This window comes from Ferruginibacter sp. (genome assembly GCF_049840995.1).
Lineage (GTDB): Bacteria > Bacteroidota > Bacteroidia > Chitinophagales > Chitinophagaceae > Ferruginibacter.
In genome coordinates this window covers 1,988,598-2,011,303 of record NZ_JASGIP010000003.1, presented here as the reverse complement: position 1 = coordinate 2,011,303, position 22,706 = coordinate 1,988,598, and the positions used below count along the sequence as shown (strand labels likewise).

Here is a 22,706-nt window from a genome sequence, read left to right as displayed (position 1 = left end):
CTTATTTAGTGTATTTTCTTTTGCGCAGCCATTGGTAAATAATGGCAAATAAAAATACCAATAATACCGGCAACGCGATATTAATTAATTGCCAGGTGGTTTTTTCGGCTGTTACTTTTTTACTGTCCAGCAAACGCAATGTATAGTCCTTTGCTTTTGCTTCGGCCAGGCCTGATGGGTTCACCAGGTAATCGAGGCAGTTCTGCAAAAATTCTTTGTTGGCAAACTGGTACTCGTATTGTGTGCCTGCGGTATAGCGGTTAATGCCCATCGGTAAAGGACCGTCTTTATCCAACGCATTCAATACCATATCGCCATCGGCCACCACAATGATCTTGTTATCAACAACACTTTGCGGCACGAATAGTGTGCCGTATTGTTGCAGCGAATCATTCATCGCCTGCGTTAAGCGGTTCCTGTACATAGACTGGAACTTGCCTTCGAGCAAAACGGCAACGGGAATGCCAGACTTTTTAAATTTATCGCCTTCGGGTGCATTTACATTTTCTTTTCCGCTTATCAGCGCCGGTGTAGCAATGGTTCTTGAATTGGGAGAAGTTGCTAACAGGATCGTTTTTTTAATGCCGTCTGCTTCCACCGTATCAATAGAATTGACAAACTGGCCCGATACCAATCCAAGATTTTTATTGATCACGTGGTTGGATTGCGATTCGAACAAGGGAAAATAATTCCAGTGCAGGTATTCCATTTGCCCGCTGCCATTGGTTACAAAGGGCAGGTAATCGCATTGCAGGTCCATTACAAGATCGCTGTTGATCCTTACACCGTATTTGAACAGCAGGTCATCTAAACCAAGGTTGCGGTCGTAAGCCACTACTTCGTTGTTCGTGGTCTTTAAACTGTCCAGCTCTGCTTCCAGTTTATCAATGAACAGCAATAATTTTCCTCCACCCATTACAAACTGGTCGATCTTTAATTTTTCTATTTCTGTAAACTTTTGGGTGGGCTTTACCATCACCAGTAGTTTGAATGTATCGGGGTTGAGCGGGTGTACATTCAGGTCGAGCACCCGCAGGTTATAATCTTTCAGCAATACATTATTGGCAAGGTCGTAGCTTCTCATATTGCCCGTTTCGCCATTGCCGGCAGAATAGGCCACCATCGGTTTCTCTTTTTCGGTGAGCTTACTGATAGCGTCTGCGAATTTAAATTCCATCATTGCTTCGGCGCTGTTCAGTTCCGAATAAGATATCCTGCCATCCACATTGGAAGACCGGATGCCTTTTGCTTCAAACAACACTACAGGAAAAATATCTTCTTTATAATGCACTAGTGCCACGGGAAAAATCAGTTGCTGCTGCTCGCCCGATTTTATTTGTGCCTTGATATTGATAGGTGAAAAACCGGCGCCCATTAATGTGTCGCCCCATTTTACATTGGTGCCTTCCATCAGGTCGTCGGGACTCAGGAAATTATACTGGAATTTTTTGCCCGCTACTTCTTTAAACTCATTGAGTGTTTCTTCAGCGCTGTTGGCCAGTTTTTTAAACCCGCTGGGAAATTCTCCTTTTAAAAACACATCCACCTGCACTACATCGTCTAGCTGTTTCAATATTTTTTTAGTGGCGTGGGAAAGGGTGAATCTTTTTTCGTTGGTAAGGTCCATTCGTGTATGGTACACCGATGCCAGCCAGTTGATGGCCACCAGCAGTACGATCACCAATGGCAACCAGAGTTTGCTCTTCCATATTTTACCTGCTGCACTCATTTATTTTTTATGGAGATTTTTTACGGTGATCAATAAAAAAAGAAAGATTACACTGGCGGCATATACAATATCCCTGCTGTCGATAACGCCGCGGCTGATACTGCGGTAGTGAAAATCGATGCCGAGCATTTCGATATAATAATCCGGCCCGTTGGTAAGAAAAGGTAAACGGCTGAGTGCATTGAAACCAAAATACAATACCAGGCAGCAGAACACACTTATTAAAAATGCCACGACCGCATTGCCGGTAAAACCACTGCAGCATAAACTGATGGCTGCAAATACTGCGGCCAGTATGAACAAACCGATATAACTGCCCGTGATACCACCGCCGTCAATACCGCCCGATACGCTCAGGCTTTTGATGGTATATACATATATAAATGTGGGAACGATCACAAAAAGCAATACCAGCAGTACAGAAAAATATTTACCGAGCACTATTTGCCAGCGGGTAAGCGGTTTGGTTTGCAGTATCTCGAAAGTGCCGCCCCTGAATTCTTCCGAAAGGGTACGCATGGTAATGGCGGGCACCAGGAAAAGGAGGATCCAGGGAGCCAGTTCAAAAAATTTATCGAGGGTGGCATAGCCAAAATCAAAAATATTGCTGTCGTTCAGCACAAATAAGAACAGGCCGTTGACCAGCAAAAACAAAATAATGGCTATATAACCCGTAAGGTTGCTAAAAAATTGCTGTAATTCTTTTTTACAGATACTCCACATGAATTTTAAAATTGCTGCAATTTACTACTTAACCGGTTAATTTACAGTGATAAAATACTGCATATTAAGTTTTATATGAATTCATGAACCCCGCCGGCAGCACAAATATGCTTTGTTAAAAATAATTTTTAACTTTTTAAGCAGCACTTTCTAAAAAGCCTTTGTCATATTTCCCGGAAATACTGTTTAAACAACTGGCAGTTATATAATTCCAAAATTTTAAAGCCGGGTTAAGTTTTTTTTAAGTTTTAAGTGCCTGCAAACAATCGCTTTAAGATTTAAACTCATCAAGGTTGTTTACCCAAAACCAACTGCTGAAAAGTCCCCCGCAACCCGGGGGGCTTTTTTTTATGGAATACCGGCCGGTTGGCATCTCAGCAAAAAATTGTTTATGAAAAAACTGATCATTGTACTGGCTGCGGGTATGATCGCCAGTAACGGGATGGCACAAACCGGTCAAAAAGTTCCGCCGCCACCTCCGCCGGCCCCGCCCAAAACGGCCAAGTTTGCACCACCCAAGATCGTGAAAGACGAGCTGCCGGCGCCACCCCCGCCACCTGCACCACCAAAGGGTGCTAAGTTTACACCGCCTAAAATTGTAAAGGACGGACCACCTCCTCCACCGCCACCGCCAAAAAACAGGCCGGCATTTATGAGCAATAAAGGCTATGCCATGAAGATCGTACAAATCATGAACGAGCCGGTGATCATATTGACTAAAAAAGGCACTACCCAAAAAATAAGGATGAGTGTATGGAATGCCAAACCTGCTTATTTTGAAAGTAAGTATGGGCAATTACCACCACCTCCTCCACCGCCGCCTGCACCACCGAAAGAATAAATATATATACCACTGTGAAAGCAAAAACCCTCCGGACGGAGGGGTAGTTTAGTCAAGCTCCAGCTTGACTATAAGAAAAGAACTTTTGTTACAAAAGAAAACCCTCCACGATGTGGAGGGTTTAGTATCATGAAGTCAAGCTGGAGCTTGACTATACAGTTTGAAAATAAGTATGGGCAATTGCCGCCACCACCACCGCCGAAAGAGTAAACACTATATACCACTGTGAAAGCAAAAACCCTCAGGATGGAGGGGTAGTTTAGTCAAGCTCCAGCTTGACTACAAGAAAAGAATTTTTGTTACAAAAAACCCTCCACAATGTGGAGGGTTTAGTATCATGAAGTCAAGCTGGAGCTTGACTATACAGCAAAACTTTCGCCGCATCCGCAGCTCCTGCTGGCATTGGGATTGTTGAAGAAGAAACCTTTGCCATTCAACCCGTCGCTGAATTCCAGCTCGGTATTCACCAGGTATAAAAAACTTTTCAGGTCGCACACTATCTTTATACCCTTGTCTTCAAACTGCTGGTCCATTGGTTTTACCTCGTTATCAAAATCCATTTTATAACTCAGCCCGCTGCAGCCACCGCCCACCACGCCTACTCTTAAAAAGTAAGAGGGGTCTGCGGCAATACCTGCATCCGTCATCAAACTGATGACTTTGCTTTTTGCCTTATCGCTGATGTATATAGAATTATCTGTTGCTACCATTTTCTTAGCTTTTAGCTGTTAGTTTATAGCTTTTAGCCCCAGCACATTTTTGCTAACAGCTAATAGCTAAACACTAATGGCTTATTAGTGAACTACACTTTCTTCAAACTTAATAGCTTCCATACCATTTTTTACACGGTAATCGTTGATGGCGGCTTTAATAGCGTCTTCTGCCAAAACCGAACAGTGGATCTTTACCGGCGGAAGGTTCAGTTCTTCCACGATATCCATATTGTCGATCTTTAAAGCTTCGTCCACGCTTTTGCCTTTCAGCCATTCTGTTGCCAGTGATGAGGAAGCAATAGCCGATCCACAGCCAAATGTTTTGAATTTAGCATCGGTGATCATGCCTGTTGCATCATCTACCTGTATCTGCAGGCGCATTACGTCGCCACATTCAGGTGCACCTACCAGCCCGGTACCCACATTCTTGCTCGCTTTATCCAGTGTACCTACGTTCTTTGGGTTCTGGTAGTGATCTATTACTTTTTCTGAGTATGCCATGATTATTGATTTGAAGATTTGTAAATTAATTGATTTGGAGATGTAATACGGTTACTAATTTAAGACCATTTCCAAATCTTCAAATTAGGTAATTACCAAATTAATGAGCTGCCCACGCAATGGTGTTCAGGTCAATGCCTTCTTTATACATTTCCCAAAGCGGGCTCATTTCCCTTAATTTCAAAACCGTTTCACTGATCGCTTTGATGGTATATTCTATCTGTTCTTCTGTTGTAAATCTGCCTAAGCCAAAACGCAGCGAACTGTGTGCCAGGTCATCGCCCAGGCCCAATGCTTTCAATACATAACTCGGTTCCAGCGAAGCTGAAGTACAGGCAGAACCGGAGCTTAATGCAATATTCTTATTAAAGCCCATCAGCAGGCCCTCACCTTCTACGTGCTTGAACGAAATATTGGTTACATGCGGCAAACGGTGTTCCCTGCTGCCATTCACATAAGCTTCTTCCAGTTTCAGTAATTCTGTTTCCAGGTGATCACGCATTTTGCTGATGCGTTTGTTATCTTCTTCCATATCCAGCCTGCACAATTCGCATGCTTTACCAAAGCCCACAATACCGGGTACATTCAGTGTTCCGCTCCTCATGCCTCTTTCGTGGCCACCGCCGTCCATCTGTGCAGTTACTTTTACCCTTGGATTTTTACGGCGTACGTATAATGCACCCACACCTTTTGGTCCGTACATTTTGTGTGCGCTGAAAGCCATCAGGTCAATACCATCTTTATTTACATCCACGGGTATTTTACCCACGGCCTGTGTTCCATCCGTAAATACCAGCACACCATGTTTACGTGCAATGGTGCTGATTTCTTTAATAGGCATTACGGTACCAATTTCGTTATTGGCATACATAATAGCTATTAAAATGGTGGTTGGTTTTATCGCTGCTTCCAGTTCTTTCAGATCGATCAGTCCGTCTGGCTGCACCTGCAGGTAGGTTACCTCGCCGCCCAATTTTTCAATGTGCTTGCAGGTATCCAGCACCGCTTTGTGCTCGGTGGTGGCTGTGATGATGTGGTTGCCCTTGCTGGCATACATTTCATACACCCCCTTTATGGCCAGGTTATCACCTTCTGTGGCACCACTGGTAAAGATGATCTCTTTAGGATCAGCGCCTATTAATTTGGCTACCTGCTCACGGGCATAATCAACGGCCTCTTCCGCTTCCCATCCAAAGGGGTGGTTACGGCTGGCAGCATTGCCAAAATGCTCCAGGAAATATGGTGTCATTGCTTCCAGCACCCTTGGGTCCATGGGCGTGGTGGCATTATTATCTAAATAGATGGGTAACTTCAACATGTTGCTTATTTCTTATTTATACAGCAAATTTACTGCAAAAGGTTCTATTTTAGCTATTCCGTTTAAAAGGGGCTTTTCAAATTACGTATTTCGTAAACCTGCCCTCTAAAACACTGTAAAATATGCTTAAACCAGAACATATCGGCATTGCTGTTAAGGATCTGTCAATTTCCATTCCATTGTTCGAAAAACTGCTGAATAGTCAGTGTTACAAGACAGAACTGGTGGCTTCCGAACAGGTAAATACTGCTTTTTTCAGGGCCGGCGACACCAAAATTGAGCTTTTGGAAAGCATTGACCCGGATGGGGTGATCGCCAGATTCATAGAAAAAAAGGGCGAAGGCATGCACCATATTGCTTTTAATGTGGAAGATATTGAGGCCGAAATGAAAAGGCTGCAACAGGAAGGCTTTGTACTGCTGAACGAAAAACCAAAGGAAGGCGCCGATAATAAAATGGTTTGTTTTCTTCATCCCAAAAATACCAATGGCGTGCTGGTGGAATTATGCATGGAAAGAAAATAAACATCCCCTTGCTGAAAAAAAATTTTTATACCGCTTTATTTGTATGCTGCTTTTTTTTCGGCCCTGCACAAAATACCAGTAATCTTATTTTTTCGCAGATCAGGGAAGAGAATGGCCTGAGCGATAACCACGTTACCTGTGTGCTGAAAGATAAACAGGACCTGGTATGGATCGGTACACAGGATGGATTGAATTTAATGGATGGTTCTTCCATAAAAGTTTTTAAACACCGCGATAAGGACAGTACGAGTATCAGCAATAATTTTATCAATGCCATTAAGGAAGATGGTGAAGGCAATATCTGGATCGCTACAGCGCTTGGCCTGAATGTGTACAAAAAAAAACTGCAGCGCTTTTTTAATTATCCCCTTGCAGCAAGCCCTTACAGTACTACCGCCATTATTTTTTCTTTGGCCGTGGATAATGATGTGATATGGTGTGGTACCGATGGCGGCTTAGTTAAATTCAACCGCAATAATGGCAGCAGTATTTTCCTGGATTGTGGTAAAGAGGAAGCCATCGGCAACCGCAAATTCTGTAATAAGATCAATTATGTTTTGCAGGATGAAAATAAGATCTGCTGGCTTTGCACTGCCTCCGGCTTATGGTCGTTTGATACCAGGAACAATATTTTTAAAAAAGAAATTTCTGCAGACAATGATCCCAAATTCAACCCGCTTTTTTTAACTGCTTTAAATGAAAGTAATAACAGGTTGTGGGTCGGCTCCTGGCAATACGGTTTAAAACTGTTTGATAAAAAAACAAAACAGGTCACGGATTATGTAAACCCCGATTATCCTTTTGAAATTTCCAGCATCGTTAAAGTACCGCAGCCCGGCGGCAGCGAAGTGATCTGGCTGAATGGAAACCTGAATGCGTTCAATCCTTCAACGGGTACATTTTTCCAGTATAAAAAGCCCTTACTGTTACCCGCTTACCCGCTTGTAAAAGGCAATTATGTTTCGCCCGATAACTGGGTGTGGACCTTTACAGATAATGGCCTTTACGTGTACAATCCGCAGCGGCAGGTATTCAATAACCAGGTTTTTGATACGGCCATCACCACGCAGGAAGTGGTATTCGGCGCCATTAAAAACAATGTACTGGTTTGCGGGCAGGGCAGCAGTATCTGCAAAGAGTACAGCAGTGACCATAAGCTTGTCAATGATCTCAGCTCTTTAATATATAAAAACGGCGCCCCCGGTACCACTTCTGTTGCAGCCTTAACGCTCACCAAAGAAGATGATAACAGCTGGTGGATGGGCACCACAGAGGGCATTGTACACTTTAATACCGCTACCGGGTACACGAAATGGTTCAGGCATAAAGATGGCGACAGCAATTCTTTGCCAAGAAATTTTGTGAACCATATTTTTATCGACAGCAGGCAAAAGATGTGGGTATTTCCCTGGCGGCAGGGCATCTGGCAAATGGACCCCGTGAGTGGCAGATGCAGCAAGGTTTTTGAAGGTTTTGCTGCAACCGCGGAAGCAAGAAAAAAACTGGTGATTGCCGATGTTGCAGAAGATGACCAGGGCAATTTATGGCTGTGCGACCTGGATGAAGGCATTATTTTTTACGACCGGGCAACTAATAGTTTCAGTCAACCTTTTATTGCCCAAGTGGGCGCCGGTGTACATACAGCACGTATCTATAAACGGGGCGATTATTTTTACACCGTTGCCAACAGTACTATCATTAAATGGAAGAATAAGAGTAATTGCACCAAGATCAGTTTTCCGCCCGAAATGGATAAACCGGTATACGATTTTGTTGCCGACCAGCAGGGTAAATGGTGGTTCAGTACCAAGAGCGGGCTTATTTATTTTGATGAAGAAAAAAATATCTTCCGCAGGTTTACCACTGCAGATGGTTTGTATGGCAATGACCTGGACGGTACTATTTTTTGTGCGCCGGGTGGAAAGATCTTTGTCGGCACCGCTCCTTTCGTTACTTCATTCGATCCGCAGCAGATCGTGGCCGTATCACAATCGGTGCCCGGCCTCTTGCTCAGTAAATTCACAGCCAACGGCAATATCATTGACTACAGCAATGGCAATACTGTTAACCTGGATCATACCAATAACAATATTGTTTTTGAATGGGCTTTGCCCGATTATACCAATCCTTTCCGCAACCAGTATTACTGCCGGCTGCAGGGCATTGACAGCAGCTGGCGCTATGTGGGCAATAAAGGCGAAGTGCAATATGCCAATCTATCGCCGGGCAACTACACTATTTTATTAAGGGCCGCCAACAGCAATGGTGATTTTGCCAACGAGAATATCAGTATTCATTTCATTATTCATGCGCCTTTCTGGAAAACGGCCTGGTTCCTGTTTGCAGTGTTATTTTTTATAGTGGCGTTGCTGTATGGTTTATTTAAAAGAAGATTGAATACAGTAAAGAAAAAAATTGAACTGCAGCAGCAGATGAATGAACTGGAGATGAAAGCATTGAGGGCGCAGATGAACCCGCATTTTATTTTCAACAGCCTGAACAGTATACAGGAATGTATCGTTTCAAAAAATACCGATGCTGCTTATAATTATCTATCCCAGTTTTCCAAACTGGTAAGACGCATACTCGAAAATTCGGGTAAAGAAACGGTGCCTTTAAAAGAAGAGCAGGAATTGATGCAATGGTACCTGGGCCTGGAGCAGTTACGCTTTACCGATGAATTCAAATTCAGTATTGAAAATAATTGCAGCAATCCGCAAACGGAAATCCCCTCTATGATAATTCAGCCGTTTATTGAAAATGCTTTGTGGCATGGGCTGGTAACCAAGAAGGGAGAAAAATTCATCCGCCTGGTATTTAATGATGATGATAAAGGCATCAACATACAGATACATGATAATGGTATCGGCAGGAAAGCTGCTGCTTTATTACCTAAAAGCGCCGGCAAACAAAGTATGGGCTTAAGCATTACCAAAGAGCGGCTGCAACATTATTCGCATGCTTCTTCTATTGAAATAATCGACCTGCTGGATGAAGCAGGTAATGCAGAAGGTACAAAAGTTATCATACATTTACCGCACAATTAAAAAATGCTGAAGGCGATCATTATAGACGACGAACCGAAAGGCAGGAGCATCCTGCAACAGTTGCTTACGTTGCATGCCCCGCAATTACATATTGCCGGTATTGCCGCCAATGCGGATGAAGGGCTTCTATTAATTGACAGCCACAAACCCGATATTGTTTTTTTAGATGTTGAAATGCCCGGCAAGAGCGGCTTTGACCTGTTGCGTGAATTGAATAATATCGATTTTAAAGTAGTGTTTGTTTCGGCGCACAATCATTATTCTTTAAAAGCCATTAAATTTCATGCATTCGATTACCTGTTGAAGCCTATTGACCTGGATGAACTGAAACAGACCATTGCAAAATTATTGCAATCGGCACAATCGCGTTCGCAGGAACAATTGCAGGAAATGCTGACCGCTTCCAAACCCGGCAATACAGAGTTTGGAAAAATTGCCATCCCCTCCCTTTCTTCCATCGATCTTATTAATGTAGATGATATTTTATATTGCGAAGCCAGCTCCAACAACACGTTCGTTTATCTTGTTAATAATAAAAAAATTGTTGCCACAAAGAATCTAAAGGAATACGAAGACATTTTAGTCAATCACCGTTTCTTCCGCATTCATCATGCTTACCTGGTGAACCTTAAACATGTGGCCCGCTATATCAAGGGCGAAGGCGGCAGCGTTGTACTCAGCAACCAGAAGGAACTTGAAGTGAGCCGCAGAAAAAAACAGGATTTCCTGAATACCCTAAAGCAGTAATTCTTTCCACTTTTTCCCCACTTATTTTTTAAACCTGCCAGTTATTCATTGGCTGTTGTAATGGCTTTTGCCTTATGCTTTCTTTATGCCATGACAAAAGCTGAGGTGGAATTTATCAGGAAGGTGCAACAGGTTGTACTGAAACAGGAATTACCACTTAACACAGAAGTACATTATGAATTACTGAACAGCTCTAACCAGGTAGTAATGAGCAAGACCGTATTGAACTTTTTGGAAACCAATTTTACAGAAAAGATAGAAGTGAGTCACTTACCGCATGGATCTTATACACTTATAGTAAGCACGGGTAATCCGCATAAACATTTAGATACTATTGCTATTCATTTATAATCGCCAATACAATTTTAAAAAATAAAGATCATGAAAAAAATATGGGCTGTTTTGTTTGCGTGTACAATTTTGGGTTTTAACAGTCATGGGCAGTTAATAAAAAAACTGGGTAATAAAGTAAAGGATAAAGCTTCGCAACGGGCCGATCAAAAAGTAGATAAAGCCATTGATAAAGGACTGGATAAAACTGAAGAAGCTGCCAAAAATTCCACCAAGGCCGATGCCGGCAGCGGTACTACCACCACCACCACTACAGGAGCAACCGGCAGCGCTGCTAAAATTGATACCACGTTCACTCCTGCGTCTTTCACCGCTTACAATAATTATGATTTTGTACCGGGCGAAAAAATTTTGTTTGAAGATAATTTTATGGACGACCAATTGGGAGAATTTCCAGCGCACTGGCATTTAGGTGCAGGACAGGCTACTGTAAACACTGTTGCCGGCAAGAATGCACTTTTATTGACTGCAGGAAATTTTGCGCATGTTTCTCCTTTAATGAAATCAAAAACTTATTTACCCGATGCTTTTACTATTGAGTATGACAGTTACAGCACCGGTGGTTATGGTCCGCATATTTACTTATACGATAACAGTACCGATGCAGAAGGAGGCAACCGGGACAGAGCGCAGATAAATATGAATTCGGGAAATATATGGAATGCCGTGGGATATAAACTTACAGATAAAGATGAAGTTACGGGTGAGTATCCAAAAGACATTTTAGGAGACGCTTACCACAACAAATGGCACCATATTGCTATTGCATGCAAAGGACATTTAGTGAAAGTTTACATTGATCAATTCAGGGTATTGGTAATTCCTGATATTCAAATCACTCCCCGTGCATTTGACATTGAAGGTATTGGTGATCCAAAAGAACCTATCATAATGGCCAACTTTCGTATTGCCGATGGTGCCGGTATGAATATGCTGGGCAAAAAATTCACTGATACCAAGATCATTACCCACGGCATCAATTTCGATGTGAACAAGTCCAATATCAAACCTGAAAGCATGGGTACGCTGAACAGCATTGTGCAGATCATGAAGGACAATCCTGATATAAAATTTGAAGTGGGTGGCCATACCGACAGTGATGGCGATGATGCATTGAATTTAAAATTATCACAGGCAAGGGCAGACGCAGTTCGTGCCCAGCTGATCAGCATGGGTATTGATGCAGCAAGGCTGACTGCCAAAGGATTTGGAAAAACCAAGCCTATTAGCGACAATACTACTCCCGAAGGAAAAGCCAATAACAGGAGGGTGGAATTCGTAAAAAAATAATTTTTCTCTTTTTAAAACATTTGCGCATGAAAAAAATAACCGTTGTACTGCTTTTTATGTTTGCTGCATTCTTTACAAAGGCGCAGGTGAGCAAACTGGTGCTTTCGTTGGATTCGGTGAGCAATTCGGGCAAATGCCCACACCTGTTGAATTTTAAACTGCAGGTTACCTGTGCTGCTGCGCTTACTGCAGATATCATCTGGCGTAAGAGTGATAACAGCACGCAAACGGTTAAAAGTGTTGCTTTAAAATCCGGTATCAACAATTTTTTCTACGACTGGAAGATCAGTGCGGATATGTCGGGGCATATTTCTGTATTGGTCAATTCTTCTGACCATAAAGAATCGAACCAGGTATCATTTAAAGTAACCTGTAAATAAATTTTAATGAAAAATAAATTGCTTTTACTCAGCATACTTTGCTGTATTGTTATACAATTAAACGCTCAACTAAATACTATTCCTGCCAAGCCAACAATTGCAGTGCCTACAGCACCCGTAAGGCTACCGGGTGTAAGCAGCATTGTATTGGTACAGGATTCTGTTACTGCTTCTCACAAGCTTGATGGTACCCCTATGCATATCCATCATTTAAAAGCCACCATCAGTTCTTATGGGTTAACCACCATTAATTACAGGTGGGCCACCATGAATCTGAATTTACCTAACCAGCAGCCAGGCAATAAACCAGGCAGCATTACTACCAATGGCACTGGATCGGATATTGTACGTATTGATGTACCTGATAATGGCCTCACCAGTTTAAAGATCGTACTGGTTGTTGATGCTCCAACTACAGTTGTATCAAACAGCATTAACCTTTAAAGCAGATCAATTTAAAAACTATAAATAAAAAGATATGAAAAATAAAATGTTGCTGGTATTGATAATAGCTGTCGGCTATACCCTGCCTGCTCTTGCACAAAACAATACTATTCCGGCCAAGCCCAATATTACGGTACCGGTTGCTGCACCGCATATACAGAAAGTGTTTTCAGTAACCTTAACGCTGGATTCTGTAACAACTGCCGGTACCGGTAAAACGAAGTATATAACGGCTGTTTTTAAGTCGATCGGTACCGGTACAATTACTTATACGCTTACCGATAACAGCAGCAGTGCTAATGGTACTAATTCTTACACTTTTCCTCCAGAAACACTCACCCTTAGCGGTACCGGCACCGATGTTATTCACTTTGCAAAAGGTTTTTATATACGTTCCTCTCATGGGTATTTTATAACTACAATAGCACCTAACCAGGTGGAATCAAATCATATTTAAACGAAATCATTTTAAAATAAACATCATGAAAAAGTTCTTCACCTTATCCGTTTTACTTGCATTTATCTTTTCTCCAGCTGCACACGCCAAGATCTGGAGGGTCAATAATAATTTCGGCGTTGCTGCCGACTTCAGTAGTACTACTGCCTGTTTCAGCAGTGCAAGCGTACATGCAGGCGATACGGTTCACATCGAAGCATCCGCAACCGCCTACCAGGATTTTAATGTTACTAAAAGATTAACCATTATTGGTACCGGGTATTTTCTTACCGAGAATTCACCCTTAATTGCCAATCCCAAAACTCAGGCCAATACCAATGTGAGCTATGTATCCAATATTGGTTTTGCAGCGGGCAGCAAGGGCAGTTCTGTAAGCGGAATGTCCGGCTATGGAATATATTTAGATGACAGCCTTATTACGGTTCAAAGATGCAGGGTGAATAATATTCTTGTGAATATCAGCAGCAACATCTATGCTGATACTATTCGCCAGAATACAATCGGTGGATTAAGCTCCAACGGTGATAACAGCACCAAGGCAGAAAATCTTATTATATACAATAATGTTTTTTCGAACTTTTATGCAGTAAATTTTTTCAGTAACCCTATTCTTGTTAATACGGGCTATTTTATCAATAATCTTTTTTACGGCGGCACTTATTTTAATTGCACCAATTTTACTTTTCAGAACAATATTATGAGCGGTCCTTATTTCGGCGCCCTCCTCAGTTCCAATTCATTTTTTAATTGCATTGCCGATAATGCCGGTATCCCATCGGGCAGCGGGAACCAATTAAATGTAGGTTTTGACAATGTTTTTGTTGGATGGAGCAGTGCATCCGGTTACAGCAGTGATAGCCGCTTTGCATTGAAAGCAGGCTCGCCCGCTATTGCTGCAGGTGTATTAAATGGCAGCCCTGTTGATTGTGGCCCATTCGGCGGCCCGGCCCCTTATGTATTATCAGGTATGCCATCGGTGCCGAGTATTTATACATTTACTGCACCCACTACTATCAGCAGTGGTACCACTTCCATGAATATCACTATCAGTACGATCTCTCATTAATACAATGCCTGGTATACCCTTATGCTTAAAAGAATTTTTATGAACACGATCAATTTAAGATCCGGATCAGTTGCCTTGCTTTTACTGCTTTGCTGTAAAACCAATGCCCAGGTAAGTTTTAATATCCCTGCCAACGCTGCAGCTGGTAATATCAGCAGGATAGAATATTCCATTGATGCAGACCCGGGTTTTGGCAGCAGTAACACTATTGCGTTCACAGCTTCGCCTGATGTAACGGTAACGAATACTCCCATTTCTTTAACCGGTCTAAGCAATGGTGCACACCGGTTGTACCTGCGCAGCAGGAATGTAAATGGTGGCTGGAGCCATACCAATATCAGTACATTTTTTATTGCAAACCTGAATACGGCCCTGCCTGCCAATAGTTCTTTAAGCAATATTGTCAGGATGGAATATTTTATTGATACAGAGCCGGGATTTGGAAATGGCATTAATATTCCTTTTAGTGCCTCTACCGATGTAACGGTGTCTGGCTTTGCAGTGGTTACCACGGGACTTACAAACGGCATGCATCAATTGTATACCCGTTCAAAAGACAGCTATGGCAACTGGAGCCATACCAACAGCAAAAGTTTTTTCATTGTTAACCTCAGTACTACTTTTCCTGCCAACAGTGTTCCAGGTAATATCACACAAGTGGAATATTTTGTAGATACCGATCCTGGTTTTGGAAACGGTACTACTATCAGTTTTGCTGCTGCGAATGATGTTACTTTAAACAATTATCCAATCACTATCGGTACATTGAGCAATGGTGCACACCGGTTATATATAAGAAGTAAGGATGCAGCAGGTAAATGGGGACACACCAATGTGCAGAGTTTTGTGATCACCAATAATATCACTATCCCTTCCAACCCGGCACCAGGTGTTATCAGCAAGCTGGAATATTTTGTTGACACGGATCCTGGTTTTGGAAATGGTACTACTGTAAATGTCACACCCACCGGCGACCTGAATAATTATTCTTTTGCTGCCAATATCGGCACGCTTGCAAGTGGTGATCATGTATTCTATATCCGCAGCTTTGATACCTGGGGATTGACGTATGTGTATCCATTTACAGTGAACGGCACTTTACCACTGCACCTATTATCATTTAACGGGCAAAAACAAAATGCTATTGTAAAGCTCAACTGGCAAACCACCAACGAGATCAATACAAAATACTTTGATGTAGAAAGAAGTATTGACGGCGTGCACTTTGCTGCTATCGGCCAGGTTGCTGCGCAAACAGGTACAGCCAGTATCAAAGATTATAGTTTCGATGACAAGAATTTTCCCACAGGTGTTTTGTATTACCGGTTAAAAATGGTGGACATCAATGCTGCTTTCAGTTATTCTCCCATTATAAGGATCAACAATACTGCAAGCATGGTATTGAGTATTTATCCCAACCCAGCAAACGACATTGTAACTGTTGCACTGCCTGCTGGTACCGGCAAGAATATTGCCATCAATATCACGAATATGCAGGGGCAACTGGTTAAACAATTGCTGCAAGCTTCTGCGCCGCAAATTCAGCTGGATGTTACCACGTTGCCTGCAGGCATGTACACTGTTTTTATTACGGATGGTGTAAACAATTACACGCAAAAGATCACGATCACTCATTAATATACTATGACCCGTCAACAATCAGTAAAACGTTTTATCGCATTGATGTTATGCACTTATTGTTTATTAAAAAATGTGCATGCGCAAACAGGCAGTTTTACGGCAACTTTTACGCCGGCTGATGTTACCATCAAACCGGTTACACTGTCTATCAGCAAGCCGGCATTTAAATTTGATAATCCGCATGGGTACTGGTTTGTAAATCCGCATAATGGTTACAAACATTTTAATACACAGCCCGACCAGGGTTACAGCGACAGGAAGGAAGAGCAGACCGGGATCGCATTCATCAGCTTCAATCAAACTGAAAATGATTTTGATTTTTATGCCCTGAATGACAGCATTTCAATTTCGCTGCAAAAAAATAAATCGGTTATCAGCGCACCCAAATACGACCCCAAGATCGGTGACAAGAATAAACCTTTGCACATACATATTGCCAGCATCAATGCTGTAGAAATTACGTTTACATTAAGTGGTGCGGCCGAATTATCATCTACAGAAGGGTATGCCAAACCAAGCATGGGCACCATTAGCGGCACCGGTCATTTTTTTCGTGATCCGCAGTATGCAAAAAGCGATCCGTTACCGGGTTGTGATTGCGACCCCACCATCTATGCCAGCGTGATTGACGATGCCAACTGGGTACGCACCCCTTCTGCCTGCGAAAAAGCGTTCAACAACAAACTGTTTGACGCTGTGCAAAAAACAATGTCACCTTTATTTGACCATGTTGATCACAAAGACAATATCAGCATTACTATTTTACCCGGCAGCGCAAACATCAATGTGCCCGTGCAGGACCGACCTTATTGCAGCAGTGACTATTATCATAATGGCCTTACCGGGTTGGATGCAGAGAAAAAACTGTTCAGCAGTGATGACCGGTTCGGCGTACGTTTTATAAGAACGTTGAGTAACGAAGCGATGGGCATTACGCCTAATACGGGTGCCAGTTCAAAAGCCGGCCGTGCTAAAATGGATTCGTTGTACAAGCTGGCTGCTGCTAAAAAAATCTCCATGGAGGAATACAGCAGGCAAATACAGGCGGCTATGACGAATATGGCCGGTAATGAAAACATTGTGGATGTAAAAAAACTGGAAGCGGAGAATAATTTATACATCACTGTTATCATTAACCCCGGCAATAAAACACAAACAGAATTAAAGCTGGCTGATAAAAACAAAACAGTGGTTACGCATACTGTTAAAGGCGCTGCGTTTGAAATATTTTCCCCTATTGTGAAAGATGGTGATGGTACCTGGTTAAGAAGCCGTATGGCAGTGTACTTTGGAAAATTCTCTGCACCTGTGATGGGAAAATCAGGTGGTGGCTTTGCTGCCGAAACCACCAATGCAGCTTATCCGGCACGACAGAATAAATTATCTGTTTACAATATCATCATCAAAATGGAAGGCGGCAAGGACCTGATGGATAAAGCCCTTGCCAATATGGACCTGGATGCTTTACAAAATTTAATTACCAAACAATAAAATGTATTTGTATGAAGCTATTTTCCTTATCGCTCCTGGCTGCATTTATTTTTTATTGCAATACTACCCAGGCTCAATATACCACTACACAAAGCGGCCTGCTTAATGGCGCCAATATTTTTACAGTTGAGTTCTGGGTAAAAACAGCCGAAACAAAGAGCAATAATATTTTCTGGCAGCGTCCTTATCTTTTTGGCAATGAGACCAACGGTGATAATTCCGGTGACTTTGGCATCACTATCAATAATGGTTATATCGGTATGTTTGAAGGCATCTCTAATTTAAATACCGATCAGCAATTCCTGTCCAACAGCATTCGTGTGAATGATAATTTCTTTCATCATATTGCCGCGGTTAACAACGGGCAAACGATCAATTTGTATGTGGATGGTAATATTGTTGGCTCTCTCGTTTCGGGAAGAACTTTACAAACCATGAATGCGCCGTTGACCTTTGGCGCCGCTTCACTCGATCATACTTTTGCCGGTAACTTCAACAATACCAATTTTGCTTCGCAGTCTTCTTTTGGTGATGCAAGAATTTCCAACGTGGCAAGGTATACTACTAATTTTCAGCCGCCCACTACTTATTCTTCGGACGGTAATACGGTTGCCTTATATCATTTCGGCAGTGTTGGCAATTACAATAATAATAATACCGGTGGTAATGTTGCGATCAATATGGATCCCAACCGCCCGGTTGTTTTTGCACCGGACCAACCGATCAATAATGATTACGCACAACAGGCCACACTGTTCCTGAATGATTCAACTGTATTGTATGGCAGGTTGTTCCTGGCAAAGAAGAACTGGAGCTTTAATAATGATATCGGTATTCATTTTTTTGAGAACAATTCCAAGAAAGATAAATTTTTTAAGCCTGAAGAAATAAGAGGCTTTCAAATGGGTGACAGTTATTATGAACCCAAGTTCCTTTCTTCCGGCGGCTCTGTGAATACGCCGTTTAAAAAAACAATGGTAAAGCGGCTGACACCTAACGGCAGCAAAATGGCGATGTATGAGTATTACAGCCATACCGGTACCAAAACAGGTACGGGCTATACGGATTATAAAGATGTGGTGATTTATTTAGTGCAGTTGCCCAATACTACGGATGATAAAATCTACCAGTTCAGCGACAATAAATTCATGCCCAAATTTGATACGAAGGTGAGTGCCATTGTTGCCGCCAAGCCTGCGCTGGCTGATAAGATCAGGAACAAGGATAAAGATTTCTTTTACGCATTTGTAACACAGGATACACACCAGTTAAAAGTATGGTGGAATATTATTAACGAATACAATCAATAAAAATGAAAAGAATATTATTTCCTCTTGCTGCTATTTTATTTTTATCCGCCTGCAATAATAACCCGGATAAAAAAAATACCGAAGCTGTAACACCCGCTGCACCAGCTGTTGATAAGCCCGCCACAAGCAGCGCAGGCTCCAGCATTAAAGTAACACTTACAGGTGGCGCCAACGCCGGCAGTTATACTGCCAGCTCCGAAACTGCTACCTGCAGCATGGGAGCAACAGGCCCAAAATCGTTCGGTAATCAATATTCCGTAAGCGGGAAAGCTGCTAATGAATTCAGCAGCCTGCAATTAATTGTGGATGATTACGAAGCTGCAAAATCGGGTACGGATAAATTTTACATCAAAGTTGCTTTTGGAAAAGTGCTGGTGGGAAACAAATACGAGATCAATGGCAGTGATAACTCCCTTGCCGGTAAAAAACAGGGCAGTGGTAAACTGACCATTCATGAATCGGGCAGCACTAAAACAGCTACTATACAGGGTAAAACCGCTGATGGCGTTGCGCTCGATGCAACGTTGATCTGCAGCGAGGTGATAGCAATGCCGGGCAATTAATAAAACAAGGTTATTGATCATGAAATATTTTCTTTCTACTTTTTTGTTTGCCGGCATTATGTTGATGCAGCCACATCTTTTTTCCTTAAAAGAAAACGGCAACACATCATTTACAAATACGCTGAAAACTGATACCTCCTATGTAAGTATCCAGGTGTTTTACCAGCTTTCAAAAAAAGGCCGGCACATCAACACTACTGCATCTATTTCGGCCAGTACCAGCACGGCGCCTGTTATTGCCAATGGTATCAGCAAAGTATTAAAAGTAGAATCTCCAACTACAGCGAATAAGACATTGTTGAATACACTTTTAAAAGGTCGTGTTATCAGTAAAAAATACGCTGATGCCTATACTTCTCTTACAGGTGATATCAGTTATTCCCTTGCCTCGGATAATACAAAAGAAGTAGGTAATGGTATTGCGGAGTCAATGGGTTTAACTTTTATTGTACAGTTTAGTGATGATGATGCCGACCCAACTATTACAAGTATTGGTGGCGGCGTAAAAACAGTGATCACTATCGGTAATCCTGATGGCGAGCCCCCTACCATCAAAAAAGGTGAGCAAGGTGTTGGTTTTGGAGGCATGAATATTCCCGGTGACAGGATTGGAAATGCCGCGCCGGTAAATGCAAGTAATGGTGCTCACATCACTGTTGCTAAAAGTAATGGAAGCATCATCCTTAAAGGCGAAAAAAAATATACAGAAGATGGAGAAGATGGTGGTGTGACAACAGTTGAATCTTTTACTGCTGTGATCGGCACGTCACCGCAGCGATATGTGGCCATCATCAAACCGGTAGAAGAAGGTGATCTTAAATACCAGCAATGGTTGCCGGATGGCCCTGCTACGGATGGTGAAGATGATACGAAAGGAAATAATAAATTAAAATTCACCATCAGTGTTAGAGATAAGAATGATCCGTCGGCTATTTACCCCGGCAACTTTACAGTAAAATGGATATTGAAAGATGTTACCAGTTACCCGGGATTCTGTAATAATTATCCTGCTTATTCAGAAAATCCTGATGTAAGTAATGACCTGGTATTTGATCCTTCTTTAAAGAGTAATCCCAATTTTGAACCTGGTGATGACCCCTCTTCCATCAGCAGCAAACCCGGTAATGGCGCCGGCGCTGTTGTGCAGGTAATGTGCATGGATTATGCAGCATGGGGAAAGTTAACCGCCATTGTTACACTGGATGATAACAGTTTTCCTATTACGGCCAACCCGTATTACGATAACAAGTCCGCTTATCTTACTATTCCGTACGACAGGGATGAGAATAAACTGGCTGATGCATGGGAATCTGCCAACGCCGTTTTTCGTTCGGGCCATCCGCTTACTTGGGATGCGGATGATAATCCTAAGCAACAAAGAGATCAAGGTGACGGGTATACGCTTTTTGAAGAGTACCGGGGTTTTGCGGTATTTAATCCCAGTGATGCCACTCCGCTAAAACAGTTTATTCATATCCGTACCAACCCCAATTATAAAGATGCCTTCATCAATGACCCGGATAAATTATTCAAAGAAAATTATGAAGCAGATAATCCTTCCGATCTTAACTGGCATTACCTGTCGCTGGATAAAAATCAATTCTATTACCCTGACGAATTAGATATCGAAAAGCCTTTAAGCCGTTGGGTGAATTTTAATAAAGTGGCTGATTATTTCTACAGCGAGCAGTATTGTCTGATGATCATGTATTCGCACATCGTTTATCCCCGCGATAAAAAAATGACCGGCTGCAGTTATACCAAGCAGGAATGGGATGCTGTGCATATGGCGCAGCCACTTTCGGAGGGAGATGAGTTTGTATTCAACGAGGGTACGGCGCCTGATTATACCACCAAAAGCCCTGTGAAAAAGTTTTTAAAGATCGAGATCTACATTGATGCTATCCGGGCAAAATTTCAATTTGTAAAACAAGAGCGGGGTGATGCGGCATTTAAAGATGCTGTTGCGAAAAAGGTCAGCCGCACTGTTAAGCACGAGATCGGCCATTGCATTGGCATCCATCATCATTTACCACCTGCGGGTGCAACGGCTGCGCTGGATCATGATGAAATTGATATCAAGGAAAGTGATGGCCTTACCAGTTGCGTGATGCGCTATTTTACTGATAAAGAAAATAAAGACATTGATCTCCTGCTTTCTGACATCAAGACCTATTGTAAAAAAGAAGGAACAGGCCCTTTTTATTACCTGGTATTTGCTCCTACAGATACCGATAAACAAGGGCCTTACACGGAGAATTATGGCGGCACCAAGCAGGCTGATAATTGTTTTGGCCAGATCAGTATCAAATCAAGACCGGAGGATACATTGCTTCCATAGTGCTTATTTAAAATCATTTTTAAAATAAATTGTATGAAACGATACCGGGTTTTTTTATTATTGGCTGCGGGGTTATTCACCCAAACTGTTTTTGCACAACCGCATGGCAGCAATGCCAAGAAGCAACTGGAAGAAGCGTTGACTTTAAAAGGTGGCCGCGTTTCTTTAGAGAGCGATAAAGAATTATTAGAGCCCAATGAATCTGCTGCATTAAATATCATGCTCATTGTGCCGCCTACTATTAATGAACAAAGCGGTGAAGCCAATGGTGATGCTTACACCATCAATTTACCGACGGGCTCTGATCCAAATTTACCGGCGATCTATAAAACCAAGAACTGGAAAATAGTAGAAGGTGGGGGCTCACTCGTGCGCATTGATGATAATTCGTATACTTATAAAGGTCCTGCCACCAGGCCCGCCAATGGTGTAATGACGATATCGGTAGAACTGTATCCTGTCGGTAATACACTGCCCAAAGTGATCTTATTAAAGACATTGTATTTTGCAGATAATGAAACAGCCATCGTAGTGAACATGCCCGCTGCCGGTATCAATAGCCGCAAATACATAAACAAGATGAATACCGGTATGAAATTGCCCGCTACGGCTACGCAGGGAATGGCCCCCCGTGCGGCCAGCCGCATGCCAGCCGACATACAGGCTAAGCTGGCGGCCGCACAGCAACAGGTTAATGCAGCGCAACAAAACACCGGCCTTAATTTATCTGCTATTACCAGCAATGCAATGGAACTATATGATGTTAAAGATAATTTCACTACCGTAAAGTTTACAGCGCTTTCAATGGAAATGTATAACGGTAAGCCATACAAGCAGGAAGCTGGCAATGTAATGTATACTTTTCAATTTAGTGGAAAAGGTGTTGGAAATCACCCATTATTAAAAAATGAAAAAAGTGGCATGTCCATTATTATTGCTCCAACTAAAGTTTGTTTTTGCGGAAGCAATGCACCTTCTGCAGATGATAAAGTACTTTGTGATGGATCAGTAACAATCCTATCGATGGATGATAATTATATGACCGGGTATATTACTTCTAAAATTTACACTGCTGTGGGCAAAACGATTTACCAGGGTTTCATACACGGAAAATTCAAAGTAAGGGTAACCAGCATGGACCAGCATTAACAGTTTTTTATCGAAAAAGATCATAGCAAATAAAAAGCAGAATTCGCCGCTATTTATTTATTTTAGTACCAGGCTAAAAT

At 42.2% G+C, this 22,706-nt stretch carries 21 protein-coding genes; 16 read left to right on the top strand and 5 right to left on the bottom strand.

Annotated elements, in window-relative coordinates; genetic code table 11:
* Position 1: 1 nt before the first annotated feature.
* Together gldG and QM738_RS10370 are read right to left on the bottom strand one after the other, a co-directional pair.
* The gene (gldG, locus tag QM738_RS10375) at positions 2-1,729 is read right to left on the bottom strand and encodes a gliding motility-associated ABC transporter substrate-binding protein GldG (RefSeq protein WP_462276624.1); all 1,728 of its coding nucleotides are present in this window, start codon (positions 1,727-1,729) and stop codon (positions 2-4) included.
* The gene (locus QM738_RS10370) at positions 1,730-2,452 is read right to left on the bottom strand and encodes an ABC transporter permease subunit (protein WP_462276623.1); all 723 of its coding nucleotides are present in this window, start codon (positions 2,450-2,452) and stop codon (positions 1,730-1,732) included. It lies immediately after the preceding gene.
* A 391-nt stretch (positions 2,453-2,843) separates the two neighbouring features.
* Between QM738_RS10370 and QM738_RS10365 the strand changes: the two genes are divergently transcribed.
* On the top strand, positions 2,844-3,293 hold the full coding sequence (locus QM738_RS10365) for a hypothetical protein (RefSeq protein ID WP_462276622.1): 450 nt from the start codon (positions 2,844-2,846) through the stop codon (positions 3,291-3,293).
* Between the two features lie 359 nt (positions 3,294-3,652).
* Here QM738_RS10365 and QM738_RS10360 read toward each other — a convergent pair whose 3' ends face one another.
* From QM738_RS10360 to QM738_RS10350, 3 genes are all read right to left on the bottom strand, one after another.
* Entirely contained in the window at positions 3,653-4,003 is a 351-nt protein-coding gene (locus QM738_RS10360) for a HesB/IscA family protein (RefSeq protein WP_462276621.1), read from the bottom strand.
* A gap of 84 nt (positions 4,004-4,087) precedes the next feature.
* Positions 4,088-4,507 (bottom strand): Fe-S cluster assembly scaffold IscU, encoded by a 420-nt coding sequence (iscU, locus tag QM738_RS10355; RefSeq protein WP_462276620.1) that lies wholly within the window; start codon positions 4,505-4,507, stop codon positions 4,088-4,090.
* Between the two features lie 100 nt (positions 4,508-4,607).
* Positions 4,608-5,825 (bottom strand): IscS subfamily cysteine desulfurase, encoded by a 1,218-nt coding sequence (locus QM738_RS10350; protein WP_462276619.1) that lies wholly within the window; start codon positions 5,823-5,825, stop codon positions 4,608-4,610.
* A 122-nt stretch (positions 5,826-5,947) separates the two neighbouring features.
* On the opposite strand from QM738_RS10350, the gene mce reads away from it, so the two are divergent.
* From mce to QM738_RS10275, 15 genes are all read left to right on the top strand, one after another.
* A complete protein-coding gene (gene mce / locus QM738_RS10345; protein WP_462276618.1) occupies positions 5,948-6,349 on the top strand; it encodes a methylmalonyl-CoA epimerase in 402 nt (133 codons plus the stop codon).
* Positions 6,350-6,357: 8 nt separating this feature from the next.
* A complete protein-coding gene (locus tag QM738_RS10340) occupies positions 6,358-9,396 on the top strand; it encodes a sensor histidine kinase (protein ID WP_462276617.1) in 3,039 nt (1,012 codons plus the stop codon).
* Between the two features lie 3 nt (positions 9,397-9,399).
* Positions 9,400-10,143, top strand: a complete 744-nt coding sequence (locus tag QM738_RS10335) for a LytR/AlgR family response regulator transcription factor (RefSeq protein ID WP_462276616.1) — start codon at positions 9,400-9,402, stop codon at positions 10,141-10,143.
* 90 nt (positions 10,144-10,233) lie between these two features.
* On the top strand, positions 10,234-10,494 hold the full coding sequence (locus QM738_RS10330) for a hypothetical protein (RefSeq protein WP_462276615.1): 261 nt from the start codon (positions 10,234-10,236) through the stop codon (positions 10,492-10,494).
* A 30-nt stretch (positions 10,495-10,524) separates the two neighbouring features.
* The gene (locus tag QM738_RS10325) at positions 10,525-11,784 is read left to right on the top strand and encodes an OmpA family protein (RefSeq protein ID WP_462276614.1); all 1,260 of its coding nucleotides are present in this window, start codon (positions 10,525-10,527) and stop codon (positions 11,782-11,784) included.
* A gap of 26 nt (positions 11,785-11,810) precedes the next feature.
* Positions 11,811-12,164 carry a hypothetical protein gene (locus QM738_RS10320; RefSeq protein WP_462276613.1) on the top strand — a complete coding sequence of 118 codons (354 nt, stop codon included), beginning with the start codon at positions 11,811-11,813 and terminating at the stop codon, positions 12,162-12,164.
* Between the two features lie 6 nt (positions 12,165-12,170).
* Entirely contained in the window at positions 12,171-12,608 is a 438-nt protein-coding gene (locus QM738_RS10315; protein ID WP_462276612.1) for a hypothetical protein, read from the top strand.
* A gap of 34 nt (positions 12,609-12,642) precedes the next feature.
* Entirely contained in the window at positions 12,643-13,065 is a 423-nt protein-coding gene (locus QM738_RS10310; protein ID WP_462276611.1) for a hypothetical protein, read from the top strand.
* A gap of 25 nt (positions 13,066-13,090) precedes the next feature.
* Positions 13,091-14,131, top strand: coding sequence for a right-handed parallel beta-helix repeat-containing protein (locus QM738_RS10305; protein WP_462276610.1), 1,041 nt, complete (start codon positions 13,091-13,093; stop codon positions 14,129-14,131).
* Between the two features lie 39 nt (positions 14,132-14,170).
* Complete coding sequence (locus QM738_RS10300) at positions 14,171-15,769, top strand: T9SS type A sorting domain-containing protein (RefSeq protein ID WP_462276609.1); 1,599 nt, start codon at positions 14,171-14,173, stop codon at positions 15,767-15,769.
* Between the two features lie 6 nt (positions 15,770-15,775).
* Positions 15,776-17,263, top strand: coding sequence for a hypothetical protein (locus QM738_RS10295; RefSeq protein ID WP_462276608.1), 1,488 nt, complete (start codon positions 15,776-15,778; stop codon positions 17,261-17,263).
* A gap of 11 nt (positions 17,264-17,274) precedes the next feature.
* Entirely contained in the window at positions 17,275-18,573 is a 1,299-nt protein-coding gene (locus QM738_RS10290; protein ID WP_462276607.1) for a LamG-like jellyroll fold domain-containing protein, read from the top strand.
* Between the two features lie 2 nt (positions 18,574-18,575).
* Positions 18,576-19,136 carry a putative periplasmic lipoprotein gene (locus tag QM738_RS10285; RefSeq protein WP_462276606.1) on the top strand — a complete coding sequence of 187 codons (561 nt, stop codon included), beginning with the start codon at positions 18,576-18,578 and terminating at the stop codon, positions 19,134-19,136.
* A gap of 19 nt (positions 19,137-19,155) precedes the next feature.
* Entirely contained in the window at positions 19,156-21,477 is a 2,322-nt protein-coding gene (locus QM738_RS10280) for a hypothetical protein (RefSeq protein WP_462276605.1), read from the top strand.
* A 33-nt stretch (positions 21,478-21,510) separates the two neighbouring features.
* Entirely contained in the window at positions 21,511-22,626 is a 1,116-nt protein-coding gene (locus QM738_RS10275) for a hypothetical protein (protein ID WP_462276604.1), read from the top strand.
* The last annotated feature ends 80 nt before the right edge of the window (positions 22,627-22,706 follow it).